This window comes from Candidatus Villigracilis sp., from assembly GCF_057083605.1.
On the sequence record NZ_JBXMTI010000001.1, the window covers coordinates 15,331 to 37,714 of the forward strand.

General features: G+C 49.6%; 20 protein-coding genes. 14 read left to right on the top strand and 6 right to left on the bottom strand.

The features are described 5' to 3' along the window. Positions 1-8 precede the first annotated feature (8 nt). Positions 9-2,261 (bottom strand): penicillin-binding transpeptidase domain-containing protein, encoded by a 2,253-nt coding sequence (locus AC14M5_RS00090; RefSeq protein WP_484027573.1) that lies wholly within the window; start codon positions 2,259-2,261, stop codon positions 9-11. Positions 2,262-2,272: 11 nt separating this feature from the next. Beyond that, the gene (locus AC14M5_RS00095) at positions 2,273-2,944 is read right to left on the bottom strand and encodes a Maf family protein (RefSeq protein ID WP_484027574.1); all 672 of its coding nucleotides are present in this window, start codon (positions 2,942-2,944) and stop codon (positions 2,273-2,275) included. Between the two features lie 283 nt (positions 2,945-3,227). On the opposite strand from AC14M5_RS00095, the gene AC14M5_RS00100 reads away from it, so the two are divergent. From AC14M5_RS00100 to AC14M5_RS00140, 9 genes are all read left to right on the top strand, one after another. After that, positions 3,228-3,437, top strand: a complete 210-nt coding sequence (locus tag AC14M5_RS00100; RefSeq protein ID WP_484027575.1) for a hypothetical protein — start codon at positions 3,228-3,230, stop codon at positions 3,435-3,437. 132 nt (positions 3,438-3,569) lie between these two features. Further along, positions 3,570-4,331 (top strand): hypothetical protein, encoded by a 762-nt coding sequence (locus AC14M5_RS00105; RefSeq protein ID WP_484027576.1) that lies wholly within the window; start codon positions 3,570-3,572, stop codon positions 4,329-4,331. Between the two features lie 375 nt (positions 4,332-4,706). Next, the gene (gene xpt, locus AC14M5_RS00110) at positions 4,707-5,279 is read left to right on the top strand and encodes a xanthine phosphoribosyltransferase (RefSeq protein WP_484027577.1); all 573 of its coding nucleotides are present in this window, start codon (positions 4,707-4,709) and stop codon (positions 5,277-5,279) included. Between the two features lie 52 nt (positions 5,280-5,331). After that, on the top strand, positions 5,332-5,670 hold the full coding sequence (locus AC14M5_RS00115) for an HIT domain-containing protein (protein WP_484027578.1): 339 nt from the start codon (positions 5,332-5,334) through the stop codon (positions 5,668-5,670). A gap of 67 nt (positions 5,671-5,737) precedes the next feature. Then, positions 5,738-7,273 (top strand): glutamine-hydrolyzing GMP synthase, encoded by a 1,536-nt coding sequence (guaA, locus tag AC14M5_RS00120; RefSeq protein WP_484027579.1) that lies wholly within the window; start codon positions 5,738-5,740, stop codon positions 7,271-7,273. Positions 7,274-7,319: 46 nt separating this feature from the next. Further along, positions 7,320-8,231 (top strand): hypothetical protein, encoded by a 912-nt coding sequence (locus AC14M5_RS00125; RefSeq protein WP_484027580.1) that lies wholly within the window; start codon positions 7,320-7,322, stop codon positions 8,229-8,231. A gap of 90 nt (positions 8,232-8,321) precedes the next feature. Further along, the gene (locus AC14M5_RS00130) at positions 8,322-9,263 is read left to right on the top strand and encodes a hypothetical protein (RefSeq protein ID WP_484027581.1); all 942 of its coding nucleotides are present in this window, start codon (positions 8,322-8,324) and stop codon (positions 9,261-9,263) included. Then, positions 9,256-11,187 carry an FHA domain-containing protein gene (locus tag AC14M5_RS00135; protein WP_484027582.1) on the top strand — a complete coding sequence of 644 codons (1,932 nt, stop codon included), beginning with the start codon at positions 9,256-9,258 and terminating at the stop codon, positions 11,185-11,187. Before AC14M5_RS00130 ends, AC14M5_RS00135 begins: the two co-directional genes overlap by 8 nt. Further along, complete coding sequence (locus AC14M5_RS00140; protein WP_484027583.1) at positions 11,184-12,050, top strand: PP2C family protein-serine/threonine phosphatase; 867 nt, start codon at positions 11,184-11,186, stop codon at positions 12,048-12,050. The genes AC14M5_RS00135 and AC14M5_RS00140 overlap by 4 nt, the downstream gene beginning before the upstream one ends. Positions 12,051-12,180: 130 nt before the next feature. On the opposite strand, the gene AC14M5_RS00145 is transcribed toward AC14M5_RS00140, so the two are convergent. Both AC14M5_RS00145 and AC14M5_RS00150 read right to left on the bottom strand, forming a co-directional pair. Further along, complete coding sequence (locus AC14M5_RS00145; RefSeq protein ID WP_484027584.1) at positions 12,181-12,783, bottom strand: glycerol-3-phosphate acyltransferase; 603 nt, start codon at positions 12,781-12,783, stop codon at positions 12,181-12,183. 239 nt (positions 12,784-13,022) lie between these two features. Continuing rightward, positions 13,023-14,519, bottom strand: coding sequence for an SDR family oxidoreductase (locus tag AC14M5_RS00150; protein WP_484027585.1), 1,497 nt, complete (start codon positions 14,517-14,519; stop codon positions 13,023-13,025). Between the two features lie 96 nt (positions 14,520-14,615). Between AC14M5_RS00150 and AC14M5_RS00155 the strand changes: the two genes are divergently transcribed. The 4 genes from AC14M5_RS00155 to AC14M5_RS00170 all read left to right on the top strand — a co-directional run bounded on the left by AC14M5_RS00155 (position 14,616) and on the right by AC14M5_RS00170 (position 19,602). Further along, positions 14,616-15,269 (top strand): hypothetical protein, encoded by a 654-nt coding sequence (locus AC14M5_RS00155; protein WP_484027586.1) that lies wholly within the window; start codon positions 14,616-14,618, stop codon positions 15,267-15,269. A gap of 18 nt (positions 15,270-15,287) precedes the next feature. Beyond that, positions 15,288-16,313 (top strand): lamin tail domain-containing protein, encoded by a 1,026-nt coding sequence (locus AC14M5_RS00160; protein ID WP_484027587.1) that lies wholly within the window; start codon positions 15,288-15,290, stop codon positions 16,311-16,313. Between the two features lie 129 nt (positions 16,314-16,442). After that, complete coding sequence (locus tag AC14M5_RS00165; RefSeq protein WP_484027588.1) at positions 16,443-18,881, top strand: ComEC/Rec2 family competence protein; 2,439 nt, start codon at positions 16,443-16,445, stop codon at positions 18,879-18,881. A gap of 70 nt (positions 18,882-18,951) precedes the next feature. Continuing rightward, the gene (locus AC14M5_RS00170; RefSeq protein WP_484027589.1) at positions 18,952-19,602 is read left to right on the top strand and encodes a hypothetical protein; all 651 of its coding nucleotides are present in this window, start codon (positions 18,952-18,954) and stop codon (positions 19,600-19,602) included. Positions 19,603-19,772: 170 nt separating this feature from the next. Here AC14M5_RS00170 and AC14M5_RS00175 read toward each other — a convergent pair whose 3' ends face one another. Further along, positions 19,773-20,618: an HD-GYP domain-containing protein gene (locus tag AC14M5_RS00175; RefSeq protein ID WP_484027590.1), complete on the bottom strand. Its 846-nt coding sequence runs from the start codon at positions 20,616-20,618 to the stop codon at positions 19,773-19,775. A 64-nt stretch (positions 20,619-20,682) separates the two neighbouring features. Here AC14M5_RS00175 and AC14M5_RS00180 point away from each other — a divergent pair, with 64 nt between their 5' ends. Beyond that, on the top strand, positions 20,683-21,513 hold the full coding sequence (locus AC14M5_RS00180) for a methylase (protein WP_484027591.1): 831 nt from the start codon (positions 20,683-20,685) through the stop codon (positions 21,511-21,513). Between the two features lie 279 nt (positions 21,514-21,792). On the opposite strand, the gene AC14M5_RS00185 is transcribed toward AC14M5_RS00180, so the two are convergent. Continuing rightward, the gene (locus tag AC14M5_RS00185; protein WP_484027592.1) at positions 21,793-22,212 is read right to left on the bottom strand and encodes a hypothetical protein; all 420 of its coding nucleotides are present in this window, start codon (positions 22,210-22,212) and stop codon (positions 21,793-21,795) included. Positions 22,213-22,384: the final 172 nt, after the last annotated feature.

A 22,384-nucleotide genomic window follows, 5' to 3' on the forward strand; every position in this document is an offset into this window, starting at 1 on the left:
TATTCACCTTAATTTTCTTCGGTTGGTGCAGGGATGCCAAACGGAGTAGGTGTATAAGGTGGATACCCAATCTGACCGAAATCATAAAACGGTCTTTGCGGACTGCCATAATAATAGGTTTCCACCATGGCCCTGAAAAACGGCACTGCGTATTCCGAGCCTTCGCCGATGTTTTCAACAATAACCGCAATTGCAATATCGGGCAGGCCCGTATTTTCTTCATTCAGAGTGTATCCGGCAAACCACCCATGAGGTTCGCCGCTGCCTGATTCGGCTGTCCCGGTTTTTCCTGCCACTTTAAACTGCAACCCTCGCAAATTAAAGCGGGCGGTGCCGCGCGGTTCTTCCGTCACCATTAATAATGCCTCACGCAGAATATCCAGGTTTTCGCTGCGCAATGGAAGCGTTCCCTGCGCTTCTGGTTTGAACATGAGGAGTGAATCGCCACTGACAGGTTGAATCTTCTCGACTATCTGCGGCCTGTATAAAGTTCCTCCATTTGCAATGGCGGCCATAAACCTGGCTACCTGCAAGGGAGTGACCTGCACAGTTCCCTGCCCGATGGCCTGATTGACAGCGTCTATCTCGGTGGCAGGGTTATCTATCTGGCCTGCTTCTTCAGCGATCTGTTCAATGCCTGTTTCGGAGCCAAGACCAAAAGCACGCGCCATATTGGCGATGTCGTTACCGCGATCCCAGTTTGAAAAGAGGTCGTTGCCAATATGCCAAAAGTACGGATTGCAGGAACGCATCAAGCCTTCCTGTAAAGTCAACAAACCTGATGGCGTGCTATCCGATGTATTACAAAATTGACCGGCGGCTATCCTGTCCTGACAGTGTTGGTAGGTCCAGTCGTAACGGATTTGGTCGGGCAGTTCGGTGAATTCATACTGACAATCGTAAGGAGTGTCCTTCAAATATAGTCCGCTTTCGAGCGCGGCAGAGAAGGTAATGATCTTGAACACCGAACCAAGCGGGTACTGACCCTGTGTGGCGCGGTTGAGTGTTGGGTTGTTTGAGCTGGCTAGTAATTCACCCAACCCAAGCGCGCTGTTTGGGTTTTCAGGCTCAAAGAGGTTGGGGTCAAAGTCTGGGCTGGAGGCCATGGCGATGATACGGCCGGTATCCACTTCCATGACAACGATGGCACCGCGGAAGAATTCAATGGCAGACTGGGCATAGGATTGCATGTTGCTGTCGATGGTGAGGTAGACTGAATCCGCGGGCTGCGGGCTGGTTTGCCCAAGTGTCGAAATGATCTGTCCATCCGGGCCGACCACTCGAAGAGTGCCGCCATGCTGACCCGCCAGGTAATCCTCCGCCCATGCTTCAACGCCGGATTGTCCAATCTTTTCGCTGCCGTTATAACCGCGGCGGCGATATTCATTCAATTGTTCGGGGGTAATGAATTGTGTGTAACCAACTGCCTGTGGGGCAAGACCTTGCTGGAAGTAGTAACGGGATTCATAATCCGCGACTACTAGTCCGCCGGGGTTTATGGAGAGCAATCTTTGGGCTTCGGCCCGAGTCCCTTCGCACATGGGCAGGTACCAGCCGGGGCCGGAGGCGTCGATTTCATCTTGAATATCGAGAGGGTCAAGTCCGCATAACAGGCCAAGTTCCGTGGTTAAAGCCCCTTGCATATCCAGGTCGATCTGATCGGTCTGGATACCGAAAGCAAACGCACCTGATTGCGAAACGATGGGCAGGCCTTCGCGATCATAAATATCACCGCGGGCAGGCACGCTGTATTCCATCACAAGCTGGTTGCCGCCTGCGAGTTCAGGCAGGATCAGGCCATCATCCCATCGCACTTTCCAGGCATTGTTTTCATTCACTAGGCGCATGATCATGTTGCGTTGAATGTCACCGGCCAGAACGGTTTTATAGGTGATACTGTAACCGACTTCGGCATTATCAGGCCCAAGCTGGGCTGACATGACTGTGAAATCAAAACTGGGAGCGCTCATGGCATTTAGAGAGTCGTTCCAGCGTTTGGAAAAATCTTCAAGTGAGATTGCATCGCGACTGGATTGTGCCAGCATAGCGTACATGGTTTCGTAATTGTCTTGTCTTAGAGCCTCAAAAAATGTTGTGACTGCTGCCTGCGCATCCGGCGCTGGAGTGATGCCCACCTGCGGCGGAGGGAGCGGTGTGGAGGTAGGGCCGCCAAAGATCAACGGAAGGCCATCTCCATTGGAAACACAGGCGGAGAGAAAAATGATGATCAGGATTAAATTGATCCAGCGTAATGACTTCATTACGTTTCCTTTCAAGATACCAGCTCACCGCGCAGGATGGCGGGCGAAACCTGACAATGATAATTCAACAAAGACTGGCAAGCCGCGGGAGCATCTGCGGCAGGAGTTAAGTCAAATTTCTGCAAAGCGCGAAGCACGTGACACATGGGCAGCCCCATCACGCTGGCGTAACATCCGTGCATGGATTCAACCGGGTCGAACTGCGGGTGTTGGATCGCATACGCGCCGGCTTTGTCCATCGGGTCGCCGGTCTTGATATAGGCCCTGATCTCTTCATCGGAATAATTTCGCATTGGCACATCAGTGATGGATAATTCCGTCAGCATCTTTCCATCTTGCACGCGGTAGAGCGCAAGCCCTGTATAAACTTGATGCGTGCGCCCGCGCAATTGCTTCAACATTTTTTCGGCATCCTCTACATCAACCGGCTTTCCCAGCATAGAGTCGCCATCCACCACTGTAGTGTCTGCACCGATGATGATGTTTTCAGGACCTGCCTCATCCGCAACGGCCAGTGTCTTTGCCCGTGCAAGGCGTAGTACATAATCTTTTGGCGATTCGCTTTCCAGTGGGGTTTCATCCACGTCAGCGACATCCACTTTGAAGGCCCAGTTCCCAAGCGCGAGCAATTGTTTGCGGCGCGGTGAGTTGGAAGCCAACACTAAAATTATTTTCTCATTCACGCGCAAGATTCTAACACAGTACATTTTGTGAGGTTAAGCGGGGATAAGTAAGAAGTGATGAGTGAAAAGTGAATCTTTGGATTGGGGCTTCGTGTTGAAAATGGTAAAATGAAATTGTGAGATCAATGATCCTTCCCCGCCAGACCCACACAAAACCAAGAGGGTTTGCACCTGTGTCAAAGACTTTGCCACAAGCAATTGAGCGGCTTGTCTCTGAATTGAAACCTGAAAAATCATTTTGTTCGGGTCCTATGCTTATGGCAAGCCCACACCGGATAGTGATGTGGATCTTCTGATTGTCATGAAAACGAGGGCAAAGTATATAAACAGGTACGTTGCAGTTTCAAACGTTTTGATTCCGCGTGATTTCCCTGTAGATATACTCGTGAAAACTCCAAAGGAAATTAAAGAAGAGGAAAAGAAAAAAGGGAATTTCTTCCTGCGTGAGATTTTGACAAAGGGTAAAGTCCTGTATGAGCGGGAAATTTTCTGAAACCCAGCTTTGATTTTATAACAAGATGACCATCCACGAATTTTTCACGAATATTCGAATATCGGCCAAAATTCGTGTATTCGTGATTTTTTATTCGTGGATGGTTTTCTGCATTTTTCCAGGGAGTTCAAAATGAATAAATCACTTGCATTGCTTTCTATCCTTTTCCTGATTACCGCCTGCACTCCACAGGTGACCATCGCTCCCGAAGCGACCCTCACCTCAACCCTGCCGCCCACCGCAACGCAAACGCCAGAGCCAATAGCCACTCCCACTGCTGTTTATACACCTACGCCTGCCCAAGAAATCGTCACTACCCCCCGCGGAATTGAGTTACAGATTGGCGAGCCAATAGAGGGGCAAGAAGGTGCGTTTGTGATTACATCAATGAATAAGGGAGAAGATTGGGCTACACTTGATGGTGATACAAGGCTAGGGTTTGAACCTGAAGATAATCAGTGGGTATTTATCAAAGGGCAGGATAGAAATACCCGCGTAGTGTTGCAAAGAGTAAGTGATAATACGCAAATTGCTGAATTGAAGCCGAGTGGTACGGTGGCGTGGGATTGGAATCAACTAGTAGATAGCAATGGGGAGAGCATCCTTTTCCGAGGAGCTGTAGTGTTGGAAAAGAAAGATATTATATCTTCTATTTCTGCTCAAACTAGTATGGTTAATACGGTTGTGAATGATTTGCCTGGTGATAAAAATAGTTTTGACTTTACGCGCCGTATTGTTTATTCTAATGATGGTAAGCAAGCAGTATTGGTGGATTTTTTAGTTCGTGGTGATGATCCGAATACGGGATTTGTATTTGTCAGGGGTCTTGATGGTAGGGCCGTTGTTATGTATGTGAATAATTTTAATCTGACCTTGCCATTTGTTACGAGATAAATATATTTGTGATATTGTAGTAGTGTGAGTGTCCATACAAAGGTATTTGTGAGCATGGTAGTTTTACTCTTACTTGTAGGAGGGACTTTGATGGGTTTTCGGTTTACGGGTGGAAAAGCTTGTTTTTGGTGTACAAAAATTATCTTTCGCAAGATACTCCCGATAAGCAGTATAGCTACGAAGACTTTACCAATAGAGGGCCCAGAGAGATGCTGCATGGCTACTACACTGGGGCGGACTCTACTGGATTTTATATGTGGACCTATCGGGGCTAAAGAGATTTATTGCCAGCCCAAATCCCTTCTTTCATCTTTGCATCTTTCCCCATTCAGTCGTAAAATCCACCCAAAATCTGTCTGGACAATGTGGAGGCTTATGAACGAGTTGCAGGAACGTATTTTGAAGGATGGGCAAGTGCTCGGCGGTGGAATTCTAAAAGTAGACAGCTTTGTTAATCATCAAGTGGCCCCAAACCTCATGGATGCCTGTGGGCGTATCTTTGCAGAACTCTTTGCAAATGTTGGCGCAACAAAAATCCTTACCGCCGAAATTTCAGGCATTGCACCGGCACTCACTACCGGTATTCACATGGGGCTGCCGGTGGTGTATGCCCGCAAAACAAAACCCATCACCATGCCAGACCAAGTGTATCTCACCCTCGCGCCCTCGCATACCAAGGGCCGCATGGTTGAGTTGATCGTCTCTCCTGAATATCTTGCCAATGGAGAAAAAGTTCTGATCATCGACGACTTCCTTGCCAGCGGTCAAACCATTCTCGGCCTCGCCCGTCTGGCCGAAGCCTCTGGCTCAAAAATTGTTGGCATCGGCGCACTCATCGAAAAGATCTTCGAAGGCGGGCGCGACGCATTGAAATCCCTGAATGTGCCGATCGAGTCGATTGCTTGCATCAAATCTTTGGACAACGGGAAAATCGAGTTTGTGGATTGATCTTTACGCAGTACGAATTACGTATTCCGTAATGCGTGATCCGTAATTCGTAATGCGAAAACTACTCTGGATTCTTTCCCCGTTTATTGGCTGGATCATTGCCCACATGAGTTTCCTCATCCCAGTCACACGCCTCCGTGAGACCTCCAGCCTGCTTGCGTTTCATCATCCTTCTCCAGGCTATAAGTTTCACGTGCTCATCCTCCCGAAGAGACAAGTGGATTCACTTGCCAGCCTTGATCCGCAAGATACCGCCTTCCTGACAGACTTATATACAACTGTCCAAAGCCTGGTGGCTGAATTCCATCTCAAGGCTTATCGTCTTATTGTGAATGGCGGCGAATATCAGGATTTCCCTCATTTGCATTTTCACCTCATATCAGACATGTAAGGGCACAGCGAGTCCTGAAAAGATTCTAACGATCAATCGCTCCGCTGTGCCCCTACGGGATTAACATATGAATTCAATCGCTATTTTGGATTTCGGTTCCCAATATGCCCAGATCATTGCGCGCCGCGTGCGCGAGGCACAAGTCTATTGCGAGTTATTTCCGTGGGACACGCCTCAGGAAAAAATTCTCTCCATCCATCCCAAGGGCTTCATCCTCTCCGGTGGACCAAAATCCGTTTATGAAGAGAATGCCCCATACATTCAAAAATTTATTATTGAGTCAGGATTGCCCATTCTTGGAATCTGCTACGGGATGCAGGCTCTCACCCACGCCCTTGGCGGCCAGGTGGATGCATCTGCGCAGCGCGAGTATGGCCCTGCTGAAATTACCCACCTGGTGTATGGGACTGCGCTGGATAATATTTCCAAAGTTTGGATGTCGCATGGCGATAAGATCACTCGTATGCCAGATGGATTTGTCGCATTGGCCAGGTCGGAGAATAGTCCCTATGCGGCCATTGGCGATATGCAGAGAAAATATTTCGGTGTGCAGTTTCACCCTGAAGTGCATCACACACCAAATGGAGTTGAACTGCTTAATCACTTTGCTATCGATATTTGCGGCGCAAAACCAGAATGGACTCCCTTATCCATTATCGATGAAAGTGTAAAAAGAATCCGTGAGCAGGTTGGCGATAACCGCGTGCTTGCGGCGGTCAGCGGCGGCGTGGACTCATCCGTGGCGGCGGCCCTGGTACATAAAGCCATCGGTGATCAACTCGTGTGTGTTTTTGTGGATACAGGCCTATTGCGCGCGAATGAGGGTGAACAAGTTGCATCCGCTTTTCGCGGCGGGCTGGGTGCTGAATTAATTACAGTGGAAGCCAGCGCAGATTTCCTTGGTGCGCTGAAGGGAGTCACCGAGCCTGAGCAAAAGAGGAAGATCGTTGGCGAGAAGTTTATTCGCATTTTTGAACAGCAGGCAAAACAAATCGGTCAGCCGAAATTTTTGGTGCAAGGGACGATCTATCCCGATGTGGTTGAATCCTCTGCGCCTGATAGGAACAAAGCCGAGAAGATCAAAACACACCATAACGTGGGTGGGCTTCCTGAAGATATGGAATTCGAGCTTGTTGAACCATTGAGATATTTATTCAAGGATGAAGTTCGTTTGGTAGGTGAAGCGCTTGGGCTGAGCGAAAGCCTCGTTTGGCGGCAGCCTTTCCCGGGTCCCGGCCTGACCGTGCGCTGTCTCGGGGAGTGTACGCCGGAGCGTGTGTCCCGTCTGCGGGCGGCGGATAATATCCTTTTGGAGGAATTATCCAAAGCAGGCTTTTTGGGAAAGGGCGCGCAGACCTCGCAAGCCTTTATGGTTTTGCTGCCTGTGAAATCGGTGGGTGTAATGGGTGACATGCGCACCTATCAGGAGGCGGCAGCGATCCGTGCCGTAACCACCGAGGATTTTATGACCGCGGATTGGGCGCGCCTTCCGCATGATCTGTTGGCGAAGATCTCAAACCGCATTGTGAATGAGGTGGAAGGAATCAATCGGGTAGTGTATGATATTACAAGCAAACCACCTGCTACGATTGAGTGGGAGTGATTTCAATTTACAATTGACGATTTGAGATTGACGATTGGGAGAACGCATGAACTTCGACTTTGGAAATACACTCACGCGCGCCTGGCAAATTACCTGGAAGAATAAAGTGCTCTGGCTGATATTGACCCTGCCTATATTGCTTTCATTCTTGGCATTCTTTCCATTTTTCATATTTCCCCTGTTCTTCTTGGATGGGAATGTGCCTGAATCAAGAATTGTTATCTTGGGCGTTTTAGCAATTTTGGTATTCATCATCTTCTTCATTGCGGCCATGTTGATTCAGGTGATCGCCACATCCTCCGCCACGCTGGGCATCCTCCGAGTGGAACGCGGCCAGGGCCCGTTGGCTTTTATAAATTTAATAAGAGACTGCTTTCCCTATTTCTGGCGCAGCCTTGGGGCCTTGCTGATCATCCAATTGAGCATGGGGTTAATATTCACAGTCTTTTTCATGTTGGTGTTCATCCTGACCATCGTTACCATTGGAATGGCATCCATCTGTTTGCAGCCCATTATGCTCCTGCTGACCCCGCTCATGTATCTGGTCATTGCAGTGATGGAAGGCGCGCAAACGGCGATCATTGCCGAAGACCTTGGCGCAGTGGATGCGGTCAAACGTGCTATCCAGGTTGTGCGTGAGCATGTTTGGAAGTACATCGTTATTACCCTGATCATTTATTTTGGCGGAATGATCCTGATGAGCTTCATTATTTTCCCAATGATGCTCCCCATGTTTTTCATTCCATTCCTGATCGAGTCTGGCTCGGATATAAGCACCCAGGTGCTAATAACACTCGTGCCCATCGCTTTTATGTTCTTTTTCTTCCCCATCATGGCTTTATTCTCAGGCATTCTCCAAACCTTCATAAAATCATCGCTTAACATTATGTATCTGCGGCTCACACAAAATCCTGATTCTGATGCCCAGGTCATTCATCTTGCCGAGAACCCCAAGTAGACGGAATAAATTGAGTGGTGTATGATTTGAACAGAAACGCCTATATGAAAGCGGATAGTTCCCTTATCCGTTTGGCAGATCAGGAGAATCATGAATAACTTCAACTTTGGTGAAGTGCTCACCCGCGCGTGGCAGATCATATGGAAGCATAAGATTCTTTGGATCTTTGGCATTCTTGCCAGTTGTGCGCGCGGCAATCGCGGGGGAGGTGGTGGCGGCGGAAACTCTGGCTATCAAACCGGTCCCAGTGGTGATACTCCTTTTCCGACCGATCAACTCGAGCAGGCCATGGATCGATTTGCCCAGTTCATTTCAGAGAATTGGTGGGTCATTCTTGTGGCTGTTATTGCCATCCTGTTACTGTCTTTTCTATTTTTTGCCCTGGGAATGATCGGCAGAGTTGGCTTGATCAAAGGAACATCCATGGTGGAGGCTGGAGCCGAAAAATTAGCCTTCGGAGAAATTTGGGGTGAGAGTCTGCCTTACTTCTGGCGCATCTTTGGGCTAAACTTTTTCATCGGCCTTGCCTTTTTCCTGATTCTCATTCCATTTGTTTTGTTTGGGGTATTGACAGCCGGCGTTGGCTTTCTGTGCCTTCTTCCCCTCATATGTCTCTTGATCCCAATCAGTTGGGTGGTGGCGGTGATTACCGAACAGGCCCAGGCTGCAATCGTGCTTGACAACCTCAGCATCATGGATGGCATTAAACGCGGATGGGAAGTTGTCAAATCCAATGCCATGCCCATCTTCGTGATGTCCCTGATCCTATTCATTGGCGGTGCCATTGTGGGCGTTGTCATCTCTCTCCCCATCATCTTGGCAGTTGTTCCGCTCGTGATAGGGGCAAATGCATTGCGAGAATCTCTTACACCTGTATATATCGCGCTGGCTTGTTGTGCCCTGTACGTGCCTGTGATTATTGTCTTGAACGGTGTCCTTACCGCCTATATTCAATCTGCATGGACTCTGACATACATGCGCCTCACCAAACCCAAGGAAGAAACCCCTGTTTTTATTGAGGGAAATGCGTAAGCTTTTCGTTCTGTTCCTCAGCCTGGGCCTTTTGCTTGGTACTGCGCCTTCTGTTCGTGCGCAGCAAAGCCTTGCCACTGCGACCCTCTACACTGCGGACGCCTCTGCTTTCCCAACCATATCTGCCTATTTGGATGTCTTCGACGCCCAAAGAATATTTGCCTCGGGACTTAAGCCCGAGGCTGTTACTGTTATCGAAAACGGGCAGCCACTCCCAACCGACTCACTATCCGAGATCGCCATCCCAATGCAAATTGTCGTTGCCGTTAATCAAGGCACAGCATTGGATGCGCGCAATGCCAACGGATTCTCCCGCTTTCAACGCGTAGCGCAAGTGATCGCGCAATGGGCGCAAGTCCGCCCGGCAGATCTGCCGGATGACCTCAGCCTCGTCAGCCAGGCCGGGCCGGTCATCAACCATGCCAGCGCAGCGGATTTCATTGTGGGGCTAAATGGCTTCCAGCCTGACATGCGCGTTGCCACACCCAACCTGCAATCTCTTGCCACAGCTATTGACATCGTCAGCGCGCAGACGCCGCGCATTGGAATGAAACGTGCCATCCTCTTCATCACGCCGCAAATGCTGGAGGCGGACCTTGCCTCACTGCTTGAGCCATATATGCAGCGTGCGATTGAAAGTGATATTCGCATCTTCATCTGGTATGTGGATGCCAACACAACGTTTACCACTACCAGTGCGGCGGTATTTAATAACCTCGCCATTCAAACGGGCGGAGCCATGTTCCAGTATTCGGGCGAGGAAAGATTCCCGGACCCCGAAGCGTATTTTTCCGCTTTGCGCAGAACCTATATGCTCTCGTATACATCTCGATTAAGTAGTTCGGGTGAATATTCTCTCAGTGTGCAGGTGAACCTGCCATCAGGGTCTTTGGCTTCTGTTGATCAGAAATTTAGTGTGAATATTCAGCCGCCGAATCCCTTCCCCATCGCGCCGCCATTACAGATCACACGGCAGGCACCGGAAGATGACCCCTTCAATGATGAAATACTATTGCCCGTAAAACAGGAGATCGAGATCATCGTCGAGTTTCCTGACGGGCACGTGCGTCCGCTGATACGCACAACCCTGTATGTAGATGGCATGATCGTGGATGAGAACACCACAGAACCATTCAACCTCTTCACATGGGATTTGAACGCCTATACCACCAGCGGAGAACATCAGATCATGGTGGAGGCTGTGGATGTGCTCGGCTTGAGCAAGACAAGTATGTCTCTCCCGGTGACAGTCACTGTAATCAAGCCGCCCAGCGGCCCTGCTGCCTTCCTGGCAAAAAATCGCACGCCGCTTACCTTTGGCTCGATCATCCTGGCTGGCTTGGTGCTCTTCTTCATCCTGCTCAGTGGACGCTTCCGCATTCCCTCCCTGCGTGCCGCACAGGAAGCACACCGCGCCAGCGTTGACCCTCTCACACAGCCGATCAAGGCAGTAACGGAGGAGGCCGTGCCAGCCGTCCCTGCCTCTGCGGGAAATGGCAATGGCAAAACGCGGCGCACCCCCTCCAGGAAAACAGGAGCAGGCCCAAAGCCCAGCGTGGAAGCGGATGCATCCCTCATCCGCCTCAACCCGGATGGGCAGGTGGCCGCAGTCGCCCCCATCCAACTGATCGAAAAAGAGATCGTCTTTGGCACTGACCCGGTACAATGCAACCAGATCCTGGATAACCCATCTATTTCGTCGATCCACGCGCGGCTCAGGCAGACGGATGACGGCGGTTACCTGCTGACGGATAACAATTCCATCGCCGGCACCTGGGTAAATTACGAGCCGGTATTACGAGAGGGCTATCGGCTGAGGCATGGGGATATGGTAAACTTCGGTCAATTAACTTTTCGGTTTATGCTAAAAGTGCCGCCTCCCTCTTCAACCCCCAGAATTACCGTTCAACCCATTGAAGAATGATCCGATCCACACTTGCCCACCTGCATGTTGCCGCACTCAGCCACGCCGGAGCATCCGGCAAGAACAATGAAGACCGTTATTCGGTTGCATCGTTCCTGCTGAGCAAGGATGATTCGCGCCCATCCGTTTTTGCAGTGGTGGCAGATGGGATCGGCGGCCATCGTGCCGGCGAGATCGCTGCCGAGCTTGCGGTCAATTACATCAGCATGGAAGTGGCTGAGAGCAGTGCCAAGAAGCCGCTAAAAATTCTGGAGACCGCCATCCACGATGCCAGCCAGGCCATCTCGGCCCACTCTGCCGGCAAGGCGGATGAAGAAGGCATGGGCGCAACCTGTGCCTGCGCATGGGTGATCGAAAATAAACTTTATACTGCGTATGTGGGTGATTCACGCATTTATCTTTTACGCGGCAAATATATTCAACGCCTCAGCATCGACCACACCTGGGTTCAGGAAGCCTACGAAAAAGGCATTATCACTTCTGAACAGATGCATGACCATCCGAATGTGCATGTCATTCGCAGGCATCTGGGCGGATTGAAATTGCCCGAAGTTGATTTTCGGATGCGCATCGACAATGAAGAAACCGATGAAGAATCATTGAACAACCAGGGCTTTCATCTTGAACCCGGCGATACCATCCTGCTGTGCAGTGATGGTCTAACCGACCTGGTCTGGGACGATGAAATTCAAAAAACCATCCGCTCGAAGAAAGACTTGAAGTCTGCGGCGGAAGCGCTGGTCACCATGGCTAATGAACGCGGCGGCCACGATAACATCACCGTCGTGCTCATGTCCATGCCTCGGCTGGAGGAAGCCGCCAAAAAGAAAAGCGGTTTATTGGAATGGTTGTTGGGGGAATGAACGATCCGCAGATTTCGCAGATTAGGTAGATTTGTTTTTTAAGAAAATCTGCCCAATCCATCTAATCTGCGGATTGACTTTATCGCCTCATCCTCCGCCCGAACCTGCTCAGTCACCAATTAGCCGAATCTCATTCCGAGCTTTTTTCTGCTTTCTCCCTGTCCAACCATAATTCCCGATACTTGCGATTCCAATCTATCAAAAAGCGGACTGCGATCACAAGTCCCGCGCCTAGTGCAACCCAAAAAGCGTCATCGCGAATATTGAATATCCATAATATGGGCGCGATGAATATACCTGCAAACACACTCGCCCGCGCCCCGTGACGGATAACCAGCACAAGCAGAATAAGTATCGCAGCACAGATCAGAAAAGCCAATAAATCTACAGCCAAAAATGCGCCGCCGGTAGTTGCCAGTCCCATCCCGCCACGGAACTTTGCAAATAGGGGCCAGCAATGACCGATCACTGCGCAGGTCGCAGTAAGCGCGACTACCCATGTTTCAGCTGAATAATTTATCGCAAGCCAGGTGGGAATATATCCCTTGGTAATATCCAATATCAGAACCAGCGCACCCCAGCCAAAGCCAGCCTGACGAATCGTATTGGTCGTTGTCGCGTGACCCGATCCCGCATTACGCACATCTACGCCTTTGACAAAGCGTGTGACCCAGATCGAAAATGGAAGCGAGCCGAATAAATAGCCGAGAATAGGGAAGAGAATATTGGTCATACATTATGTAACCCCGTTAAGTGGAAAAGTATTCAGTGATTAGTGACTAGTAATCAGTCTCTTCTGTGTTATCCGCGTACAAAACTCCGAAGGCGGTGTCTTGAGCCTGTCGAAACAAGTGAAATGACTATAGATTTATGTGGTGATTTACCAAAACCCCGAAGGGGTGGTATAGAGTTGAAAAACCATATCACCCCTTCGGGGTTCGGTTCTTTATTTGCATTTTTTCTACAATCGTTTCACCCCTTCGGGATTAGCAATTCCTGATACGAACGTCCCAGCACCTTTGCCCGCGAGGCCAGCCTGCGCGTGAGGCCGTCAAAGATGAATTTATGGAAGGGCCACATGGCGTACCAATAGAGAAACCCAAAGAGGCCATGCGGCTCAAAATATGCTGTAACGGTAAACAGGGTTTTATTTTTTTCATCGGGCGCGGCGATGGACTCAAATTGCAGCCAAGCCTTGCCCGGTAATTTCATCTCGGCACGCAATCGCATCAGGTGATCTTTTTCCACAGTTTCAACCCGCCAAAAATCGAGTGCCTCGCCGGTATGAATTTCATCAGGGTGTCTGCGCCCGCGCCGCAAGCCGACACCGCCGATAGCTTTGTCCATCCAACCGCGCATGGCCCAGGCCCAATCCATGTAAAGCCAGCCGCGTTTCCCGCCGATGCCAGTATAAGAACGAAAGACCGTTTCAGGAGGAAGGTCTAGCATTGCCTGCCTGCGTTCAATGAATAGCCCATCGTCGATTGTGAATTTATAGGGTTTTAAATCACCAACAGCTGTGACCAATGCGTCAGACCAGCTCGTCTCCACACGGTCCCGTTGGATGCGCCCCAGTGCAAGATGTACGGCGGTTTGAAAATCAATCGGTTGGATTTGTGGAAACAATTTCTTCGCCGCGTCATCCCGCACAATGAGGTCGTCGCGCAGACCTTCGATCAATGGCGCGACTACCCGCCAATGGATCGGTGTGACCATGTGCACCCAATATGCAGAAAGACGAGGTGCATAAAACGGAGTTGGGATCAGCCAGCGTTTTAAATCCCGTTCCTTTGCATAGCCCAACAACATATCCGCATAGGTCAGGCGGGTGGGGCCGCCAACTTCGATCACCCTGCCGATGGTATCGGGTGTTTTCAGCGCCTCAACCAGATAGGAAAGCACATCACGGATCGCGATTGGCTGCGCTTGTGAAAAGTACCAGGCGGGACAGATCAACAGCGGCTCACGCTCTGTCAGATAGCGGATCATTTCAAAAAGGGCGGAGCCTGAACCGACGATCATGCCTGCCCGAAATTCAGTGACCGGGATTCTGCTGTAGCGCAACAAATATCCCGTTTCATGCCTCGACCGCAAATAGGGAGAAAGATTTGCAGTGGGGTCCACCAATTCGCCGAGGTAGATGATTCGTTCGATCCCCGCTTCTTCGGCTGCGTGAGTAAAAATCCGCGCCACTTGCAAATCGCGTTCGGCATTGACGTTTCCACCCTGCATCCCGTGCATTAGATAATAAGCAACAGAAACATCCTGCATGGCTTTTGCAATTTGATCTGCCATCAGCGCGTCGCCTTGTACTACTTCCACTTTGTTGAGCCAGATGCGCCCTTGTAAACGGGACGGGTCACGCACGAGGCAGCGCACGCGATAGCCCGATTCAAGAAGTTTTGGTACGAGACGCCCACCAACATAACCTGTGGCACCGGTGACGAGGATGGTTTTTTTGCTGGTCATTGGTCTGTATTATAAGCCACGCACATTTTGTAACTGTAAAGAAGACGTAAAGAGCGATTGTTCTGTCCTCTGGCATAATCTAATTGGAAGGGCATGATGAACAGGAAACCTCTTGAATTCATATCCGGGCTGGCCGTTTATTTTGTAGTGACTTTGTTGATCGCATGGGCGATCATTTTACGCCTCTCGATTGTGCCAGTTCAATTCATCACCTGGCTGGGGCAAAGCCATAACCCACAGAGTGCCCTGGCGTATTTCAGCCTGACATTGGGTGCCACGCTTTTGATGTTTTTACGGTTAGGAATAGAGATCCCAAAAGTAAAAATGTTCACCTCTTCCGAAAAGCTTCAACCTTATCTTTCCGGTTTGCCATTATGGGCTTTAGGTTTATTGTGGGCTGGCTCCCTGATCGGTTTTTGGAGTGTATTTCCATCCTGCCAGCCTCCGGTGACCATTAATTTTCAGGTGTCTGGCAGGGACGGCTTCTTCCAGCCATCCAGCATGATCGAAGTGCAGCCGGGCGAAGCGATCACGGTGACGGCCAATTCGGTCAACAAAGATGTCACTTTATCCTGTTCGTGGGAATATGCCGGTGCCATCTTCAAGACGCTTGGGGCGCAGCGCGGATGTCAGGTCAGCGCCCGCTTTAGTGACCAGCCTGGTAACGGATTTATGACGGTAAGCGTATCCGAAAATTTTTGTTCGCAAAGTTCCATTTTTTCCCTTCAGACAGTTGTGACTGCGCCATGAGATATACCGAAGAACATTATGAACACAAGACCCATTCATTATCTATCCCTCATCTCACTTTTTTGGTTAAATGCTTGCGGATCATCAGGCAGCACCGCAACGAATAAGGCGGCAATTCTGCCTGATGTTTGTCAGGTGGCGGTTGGCCAGCAGATCGCGCTTACGTTGGATGGACAGATCCCAGCCAATACAACCATTCAGTGGAGCGCCACCATAGGGGAAGTGGTTTGGACGGGCCAGGGGCTTACCGCTGTTTTTTTGGCACCCAGCATCCCCGGTGACGCGGTAATCGCCGTCTCATTTATTTCAGGTACACCAGTCCCTTATACAACTGAGCGCATATGCCGGGTACTTTATGTTGAATCCCCAGTATCTGCCACTATCCCAGATCAGCCGGCTTTGGGCGGACATACCATCGCGATCAGTGAAATTATGGGGAACCCTTGCGGCAATCTTGATTCAAGAAAATTCAATCAATATGTTGAACTTTATAATTATGGCGATCAACCCGTGGACGTGGGTGGCTGGTGGCTCTTCGATGAGGGTGAAAAAGGAACCCCAGATCATCTTGTTGCCTGGGGTACTCGTTCCAATGCTCTTTTTGACAATTCCTCAATCACAAATGCAACCGTGATCCCCGCACACGGTTATGCAGTTGTCCTTTCGCCTATTTACACTGAGAGCGATATTATTGGGCAGCGCATGCCCTATAATTTTCCCGCCGGTACAATCATATTAACCGCGGAATCCAGCGATACCCTGGGAGATGATTTCTTTGGGATCATCAGCGACGCGAACGGCTACGATACACTCACGCTTTACGTTGGCGGCAAGGCGATCATAGATGATGTTGTGGATACTTACGGCACACCTCGCATCGAGGGTCCCTACCCTGTCAATATCGGCGATGACAATCTGGATCATATACCGCTGCACCTGAGCGATTGCACGTCCGCCGAACGTGTAGACCCACGCTTGCCAGACACAGAAACCAATTGGATCAGTGTATATGGGGGCTCCCCCGGTGACGGGCCATATCAGTAAAGTGAGTAATGAAGTGTCATTCTGAGCGAAGCGAAGAATCTCTGACTCCGGGATAGAGACCCTTCGCTACCGCTCAGCGTGACACTCTCTTTTATTTCATAACACAAAATCTAATGTAAAATCCATAACATGACATTGTTATGGATTTCTTTATCCTTCCTCGGGGGGATCATCCTTGCCAGTCTCGTCTTCCTTCCCACCTGGGCATGGTTATTGATCTCTGTTGCCTTCTTTCTTCTCTTCCTCTTTCTTCGTCATCTCTCATCACGTAACACTGGTCTCGATACGGCGGGAGAGCACCGCCTACTCGACCAGCAGACATATATTACGGATTACGCATCACGCATCACGCATCAAATATCACGCATCCCTCCCTTCTACTTCGCACTTCCTATCTTCCTCTTCCTCGGTTCTACCTATTATCAAATCCGCCAGCCGAATATCGATGCCTTCCATATTGCTTTTTACAATGACCGCACCTACGACCTGTTGATTACGGGTCACCTCACAGAGCCGCCCGATTACCGCGATAATTACACCAACCTCAAACTGATGACGGAAGCTGTAGACACTGGCAGTGGTGACCTGCTTGTTTCTGGTTATCTCCTCGTGCGCGTTGAAAAAAATCAGGTTTATGAATACGGTCAACGCGTGCGTGTCCGCGGACAATTAAAAACTCCGCCTGAAGATGAAGAGTTTTCCTATCGTGATTATCTCGCCCGCGATGGCATTCATTCTTATATGTCCACTGCCGAGGTGACGGAACTGCCGGGGAATGGCGGTAATATAATCACCAGGCAGATCTACAAACTAAAATCGAAACTGCTGGAAAATACATATCGTCTTTATCAAGACCCTGAAGCTTCATTGTTGGCGGGCATTCTATTCGGCGTGGATACCGGCCTGCCGCGCAAGTTGCAGGACGCGTTCAAGAATACAGGCACGGCACATATCATTGCCATCTCAGGCTTTAACATTGCCATCATTGCAGGTATCTTCTTTTCCATTTTCAAAAACCTTACAAACGAACGCGCTGGCGCATTAATCGCGATCATCGGAATTTTCATGTATGCCTTTCTGGTCGGTGGGGATGCAGCAGTGATGCGCGCCGCATTCATGGGGAGCATTTCATTATTCGCACGCCAGGTTGGCAGGCGCAATATGGGTTTAAATGCGCTCATGGCAGTAGCACTCATCATGGCGCTCATCAACCCGCTGGTGCTTTGGGATGTGGGCTTTCAACTTTCATTCTTCGCCACACTCGGTCTCATCCTTTATGCCGAACCGTTCTCGAATTTCACCGACAACCTGATCGCCAAAGTTTCAAATTATGATACAAGTACCTTCGCGCGCATCATCAACGAAAATGTCATCCTTACCCTCGCAGCTCAACTCACAACCATTCCGATCATGGCCTATCATTTCAAACGCATCTCCCTGATTTCATTTATCGCCAATCCCTTCATTCTGCCTGTCCAGCCCGCAGTGATGATCGTTGGCGGGTTGGCTGTTTTCACCAGCCTCGTCATTCAACCTCTCGGTCAACTCATTGCGTGGATCGCCTGGCCTTTTGCGGCATACACCATTCGCATGGTGGAATTCTTTGACCGTGTGCCGCATGGGACGATCTTTCTTGGCGATTCATCCATCTGGATCGTGCTCTTCTTTTACATCGCGCTTCTTACTGTGACCTTCAACTGGTCGCGCATTAAAGACTGGTTCCAATCTGCTGCAGTTTCGCTTCGAGCCGTTGCCTTGACGGCGACTCTTGCATTCCTATTCGTTTGCATGATGGTACTATGGCGATCTGCCTCCACCGCTGGCGATGGACAATTTCACATTACGTTTCTTGAAGTTGGTTCCGCAGACGCAGTCCTCATTCAAACATCGGAGGGCAGGAATATTCTGATCAACGGCGGCGCGAGTACTTCTGAACTGTCAGATGAACTTGGCAGAAGGCTTCCATTTTTCTCGCGCAAGCTAGACTGGCTCATCATTGCCTCCACCCAAGAGGATCAACTCTCCGCTCTTCCGCGTGTCATCGAAAGATATCCGCCTGATAATGTTTTGTGGAGCGGAAATGTGCAGGCTTCATTCTCTGCGCAATTGCTGGATAAATATTTCGCAGCGGAGCAAACCCCTGTCAGCCGTGCGGAAGCGGGACAAAGGCTAGAGCTGGGCGATGGCGCATTTATCGAGGTGCAGGCCGCAGGTCCGAGAGGAAGCGTGCTTCTCATCCAAAATGGAAATTTCCGCGCGTTGCTTCCAATTGGTATAAGTGATGGCATGTATGAGTCCATGGAGTATGGAAATGTGATTGGCACAGTGGATGTGCTTTTGCTTTCGGATTCTGGGTATGCACCCTCCAACCCAATTGATATTTTTGAAAATTTGAATCCGCAACTGGTGGTGTTGAGCGTTGCCGCAGGTGACCCGGACGGTTTGCCATCTCAAGATGTACTGGATGCTTTGGTTGAGTATTCGTTGTTACGCACAGACCGCAACGGCTGGATCGACGTAACGACAGATGGGAATGAGATGCGCGTGGTTGTGGAACGTGGCGAGTAGGTGGGAGTTAAGTACCCTGTGCGTGAGGTTGAGGGATGCTAAAATACCGCCCACATAAAAGGAGAAGAAAATGAATAAAAATATTTTGAAAGTATTTATTGCAGTTATTGTGATTGTGCTGGCTTCTTTAGCCTGCGCCACCCCTGACCTTGGCTCGCTGCTCAACCCATTGCCCAGTGATGATTTTTCAAACAGCGACAGCGGCTGGGGTACTGGCACGGATAGTTTCAGTTCCGCAGAGTATGACAATGGCGGTTTGAAAATGGTTGTGTTTGAGCCGTTCTATGTTTCATGGTCTACGCCCGGCCTTGAAACCTATGAAAATGTTCATATTGAAGTTAGTGTGAAGAATGAAAGCACAGACCCGGAAGCACTATTTGGAATCATATGCAATGAACAGGGTACTACGAATGCCTTCTATTATGTGGGCGTATCCCCGGATGGTTATTACGCCTTCATCACATCCTTCGTTGCTCTGGATGATCAGTACCTCAAGGAAGGCACATCGGATGTGATCTCATCCAGCGCCAGCTCCATGCGCCTGGGCTTGGATTGTGGCAATGGCTCCATGACACTTTATGTGAATGGACAGATGATCGACAGCGTTTCCGATACGACCTACACAAGCGGTGTGGTTGGCTTGTTTGCGGCCACCGATGACCAGAACAATGGCGCAACAGTGATCTTTGATGACTTTGAAATGACGAAAATAGGCGAGTAATTTTATTTATACATCTTGCGAAAGTCACTTGTAGGTCAGGCTTTTAGCCTGACAATCCTTTGAAATATAGGTTTTGGCGGGTTACAAACCCGCCCTACAAATACTTATGTAAATATTTCTAAAAATCCCCGCATGTTTCAACGCGGGGATTTTTTGTAACAGCTTCTTTCCTATTTCACATCCAGTGTGGTTGGAATCTTCTTGACGAAATCTGTGATCACATCCATGTTTGGCAGGGGCAATAGATCGTTTGGAGCGCCGGTTGTGCCGGTGAATTCCGCTTCGAATATATCCGCTTTTTTGTGCATAATGTGTTTTCCAGTGCAGGTGCGGCAGAATGCAATATCCCCGTCATGCGTATGGCGCGTAATGGTGAAGACTGCGCCGCAGGCGGGGCAATCGATAAGTGGAATGCCTTCGTCACTGTGCCCGACGATGTGCGCAAGGCCCGAGCCGAGGCTCAATGCGTCTAAATCGGCCAGCAGTTGCGGGTTAAATTGCGAACCGCTGTCCTTCATCAAAATGGCGAGCGCCTGCTCGACCTTCGTCCCTTTGCGGTATGGCCTTGAACTTGTCAGCGCATCGAAAGCATCCGCCAGGCCGATGATCTGTGCGTCGAACGAAAGGCTGTCACCATCCAGTGAATCGGGATAGCCTTTGCCATCCAGCCGTTCATGATGATGAAGTACAACATCCAACACCAGTTCCCCCAACGGATGTTCATTCAATAAGTTTGCGCCAATACGCGGGTGGGTCTTGATCGTTGCAAATTCCGCGTCGTCCAGCTTGCCTGGTTTGCGCAGGATCGAATCTGGAATGCCAACCTTGCCGATGTCATGCAAGAATCCGCCAATGCCAACATGAACGGCTTCATCATTTGAAAGACCATGTTTGATCGCAAGTAGTTTTGCAAGTTGAGAAACACGCCAGACGTGCCCGCCCGTGTACGTATCACGCGCTTCGATCACATCTCCCATGATCAGCAGGGAACGCAATAATTCCTGATTAAGTTGCATACATACTCCTTGATGGCTTTGAAAATGTTCTCACGAAAAATTTGAATCAGTATAATCAGCCTAAATGAAAAAGACAATAAGCAAAAAACCAGTTGGACAACTCACCCGTGGAAAGACTGCCTCAAACAGACTCCGCCGTGTGGATAACTTCATCCTGCTTTTTGAGCCATCGCTTCCCACGCGGACCGACGGCCTGTTCGCCGATTCATTTTTTGTTGACCTTGGCTACGGCTTTGACCCTCGCACCACCCTCGAAAGCGCCGCGCGTTTCAGAAGGTTGAATCCAAATCTCCGCATCCTCGGCGTTGAAATTGACAAGGAGCGGGTGGAAGCTGCGTTACCTTATGCAGATGACATCACACACTTTCGGCTGGGCGGATTCAACCTGCCTTTGCAGTCAGGTGAATCTGTGCGTTTGATCCGCGCATTTAATGTCCTGCGTCAATACGACGAGGCGGAATTCAAGCCTGCCTATGAACGCCTTGCTAAATATGTTTTGCCTGGCGGATTGATGATCGAAGGAACGTCGAATCCGTTTGGGAGTATTTGGTGCGCGAATGTTGTAAGAAAAACTCTGGAGTCCGACAGCTCGCTGTCTGGAAGCGACTGGAGATTTGAGGCTTTGGTTTTTAGTACGAATTTTCGTTTAGGGTTTGACGTGGAGGAATTTCAAACCATCCTGCCCAAGAATTTAATTCACCATGTTGTAAAAGGTGGGCCCATTTACGATTTTTTTGAAGCATGGAAGAGGTGTGCGGCAGAGACCTCCTCGACGAAAGTCTATGGATTCAAGCAGTGGTTCATTTCCTCTGCAGAGGCGCTGGCTCAGAGGGGATATAAGATCAATTTGCAGAAGAAAATTCTTTCAAGGGGATATCTGATCTGGGAACTGTGAAGCCAACCGATTTTTTGTACACGGAGCTGCACGGAAAAACCTTTAAGAATCCGTGAGTCCACTGTGAAAAGTTAATGTTTTAACGCGAAGGCGCAAAGTCGCCAAAGCTTTTAAAAAGATAACTTCACTCCTGTGCGTTCCTTGAGCAATAGTTGAAACTTTTGCTCCAAAACTTTAATTTTCTTTGCGTCCTGGCGTCTTTGCGTTAAGGCTTTATGTTTTTGCAGTAGTTATCCGTATTATCCGTCCGATCCGTGTACAAAGGGTAAACGATGTAAATCAACCTGCTTTTTTCTTCCGTATCACGAACAATGGCAATAGCATCAGCAGAATGGATATTCCCACGCCACATAACCCGCCGAGGCCGAACATGCCACCGATGGAGGCCAGAGCAAACTGCTCATTGCTGATGATCTTCGTGCTTCCATCTGTAAAGAAACAAGTGACTTCCACTGTGTGCCCATAAGTCCCTGATGGGCTTGTGGTAGTTTGTGTGGATGTACCTTCTTCGAGCGATGTACTTTCCGCACCGGGGCAGTAGATCGCCACCGCGATCTTTTCATCCAATTTCGGCACAGCGAATAGGCTTGGTCCCAGCATGAAGGTGGTGACGAAGATTATGCCAAGTGAAACCGCAGCCAGAATCACCCAGGCAACCACGCGCGCGATCCATACTTCTTTTGATGTGTTAAGTTTCATAAGACACCTCTAATGAATTAAATTTTACGGTTTATATAACGCCGAACAATCACCTAAAAGTGTGATGATCCTGCACACTTGACGCCTTTTCTCTTTCCCCGTAAGATAAGCCCCGCAATAGAACATACATTCACTACGAAGAGATCATTAACCGCTAAGACCGCAAAGAACG

What these genes read in the sequence shown, in the direction of transcription:
- AC14M5_RS00090 (WP_484027573.1), bottom strand. Translation starts at nt 2,261, where the DNA reads ATGAAGTCATTACGCTGGATCAATTTAATCCTGATCATCATTTTTCTC.
- AC14M5_RS00105 (WP_484027576.1), top strand. Translation starts at nt 3,570, where the DNA reads ATGAATAAATCACTTGCATTGCTTTCTATCCTTTTCCTGATTACCGCC.
- xpt (WP_484027577.1), top strand. Translation starts at nt 4,707, where the DNA reads ATGAACGAGTTGCAGGAACGTATTTTGAAGGATGGGCAAGTGCTCGGC.
- AC14M5_RS00115 (WP_484027578.1), top strand. Translation starts at nt 5,332, where the DNA reads ATGCGAAAACTACTCTGGATTCTTTCCCCGTTTATTGGCTGGATCATT.
- guaA (WP_484027579.1), top strand. Translation starts at nt 5,738, where the DNA reads ATGAATTCAATCGCTATTTTGGATTTCGGTTCCCAATATGCCCAGATC.
- AC14M5_RS00125 (WP_484027580.1), top strand. Translation starts at nt 7,320, where the DNA reads ATGAACTTCGACTTTGGAAATACACTCACGCGCGCCTGGCAAATTACC.
- AC14M5_RS00130 (WP_484027581.1), top strand. Translation starts at nt 8,322, where the DNA reads ATGAATAACTTCAACTTTGGTGAAGTGCTCACCCGCGCGTGGCAGATC.
- AC14M5_RS00135 (WP_484027582.1), top strand. Translation starts at nt 9,256, where the DNA reads ATGCGTAAGCTTTTCGTTCTGTTCCTCAGCCTGGGCCTTTTGCTTGGT.
- AC14M5_RS00140 (WP_484027583.1), top strand. Translation starts at nt 11,184, where the DNA reads ATGATCCGATCCACACTTGCCCACCTGCATGTTGCCGCACTCAGCCAC.
- AC14M5_RS00145 (WP_484027584.1), bottom strand. Translation starts at nt 12,783, where the DNA reads ATGACCAATATTCTCTTCCCTATTCTCGGCTATTTATTCGGCTCGCTT.
- AC14M5_RS00150 (WP_484027585.1), bottom strand. Translation starts at nt 14,519, where the DNA reads ATGACCAGCAAAAAAACCATCCTCGTCACCGGTGCCACAGGTTATGTT.
- AC14M5_RS00155 (WP_484027586.1), top strand. Translation starts at nt 14,616, where the DNA reads ATGAACAGGAAACCTCTTGAATTCATATCCGGGCTGGCCGTTTATTTT.
- AC14M5_RS00160 (WP_484027587.1), top strand. Translation starts at nt 15,288, where the DNA reads ATGAACACAAGACCCATTCATTATCTATCCCTCATCTCACTTTTTTGG.
- AC14M5_RS00165 (WP_484027588.1), top strand. Translation starts at nt 16,443, where the DNA reads ATGACATTGTTATGGATTTCTTTATCCTTCCTCGGGGGGATCATCCTT.
- AC14M5_RS00170 (WP_484027589.1), top strand. Translation starts at nt 18,952, where the DNA reads ATGAATAAAAATATTTTGAAAGTATTTATTGCAGTTATTGTGATTGTG.
- AC14M5_RS00175 (WP_484027590.1), bottom strand. Translation starts at nt 20,618, where the DNA reads ATGCAACTTAATCAGGAATTATTGCGTTCCCTGCTGATCATGGGAGAT.
- AC14M5_RS00180 (WP_484027591.1), top strand. Translation starts at nt 20,683, where the DNA reads ATGAAAAAGACAATAAGCAAAAAACCAGTTGGACAACTCACCCGTGGA.
- AC14M5_RS00185 (WP_484027592.1), bottom strand. Translation starts at nt 22,212, where the DNA reads ATGAAACTTAACACATCAAAAGAAGTATGGATCGCGCGCGTGGTTGCC.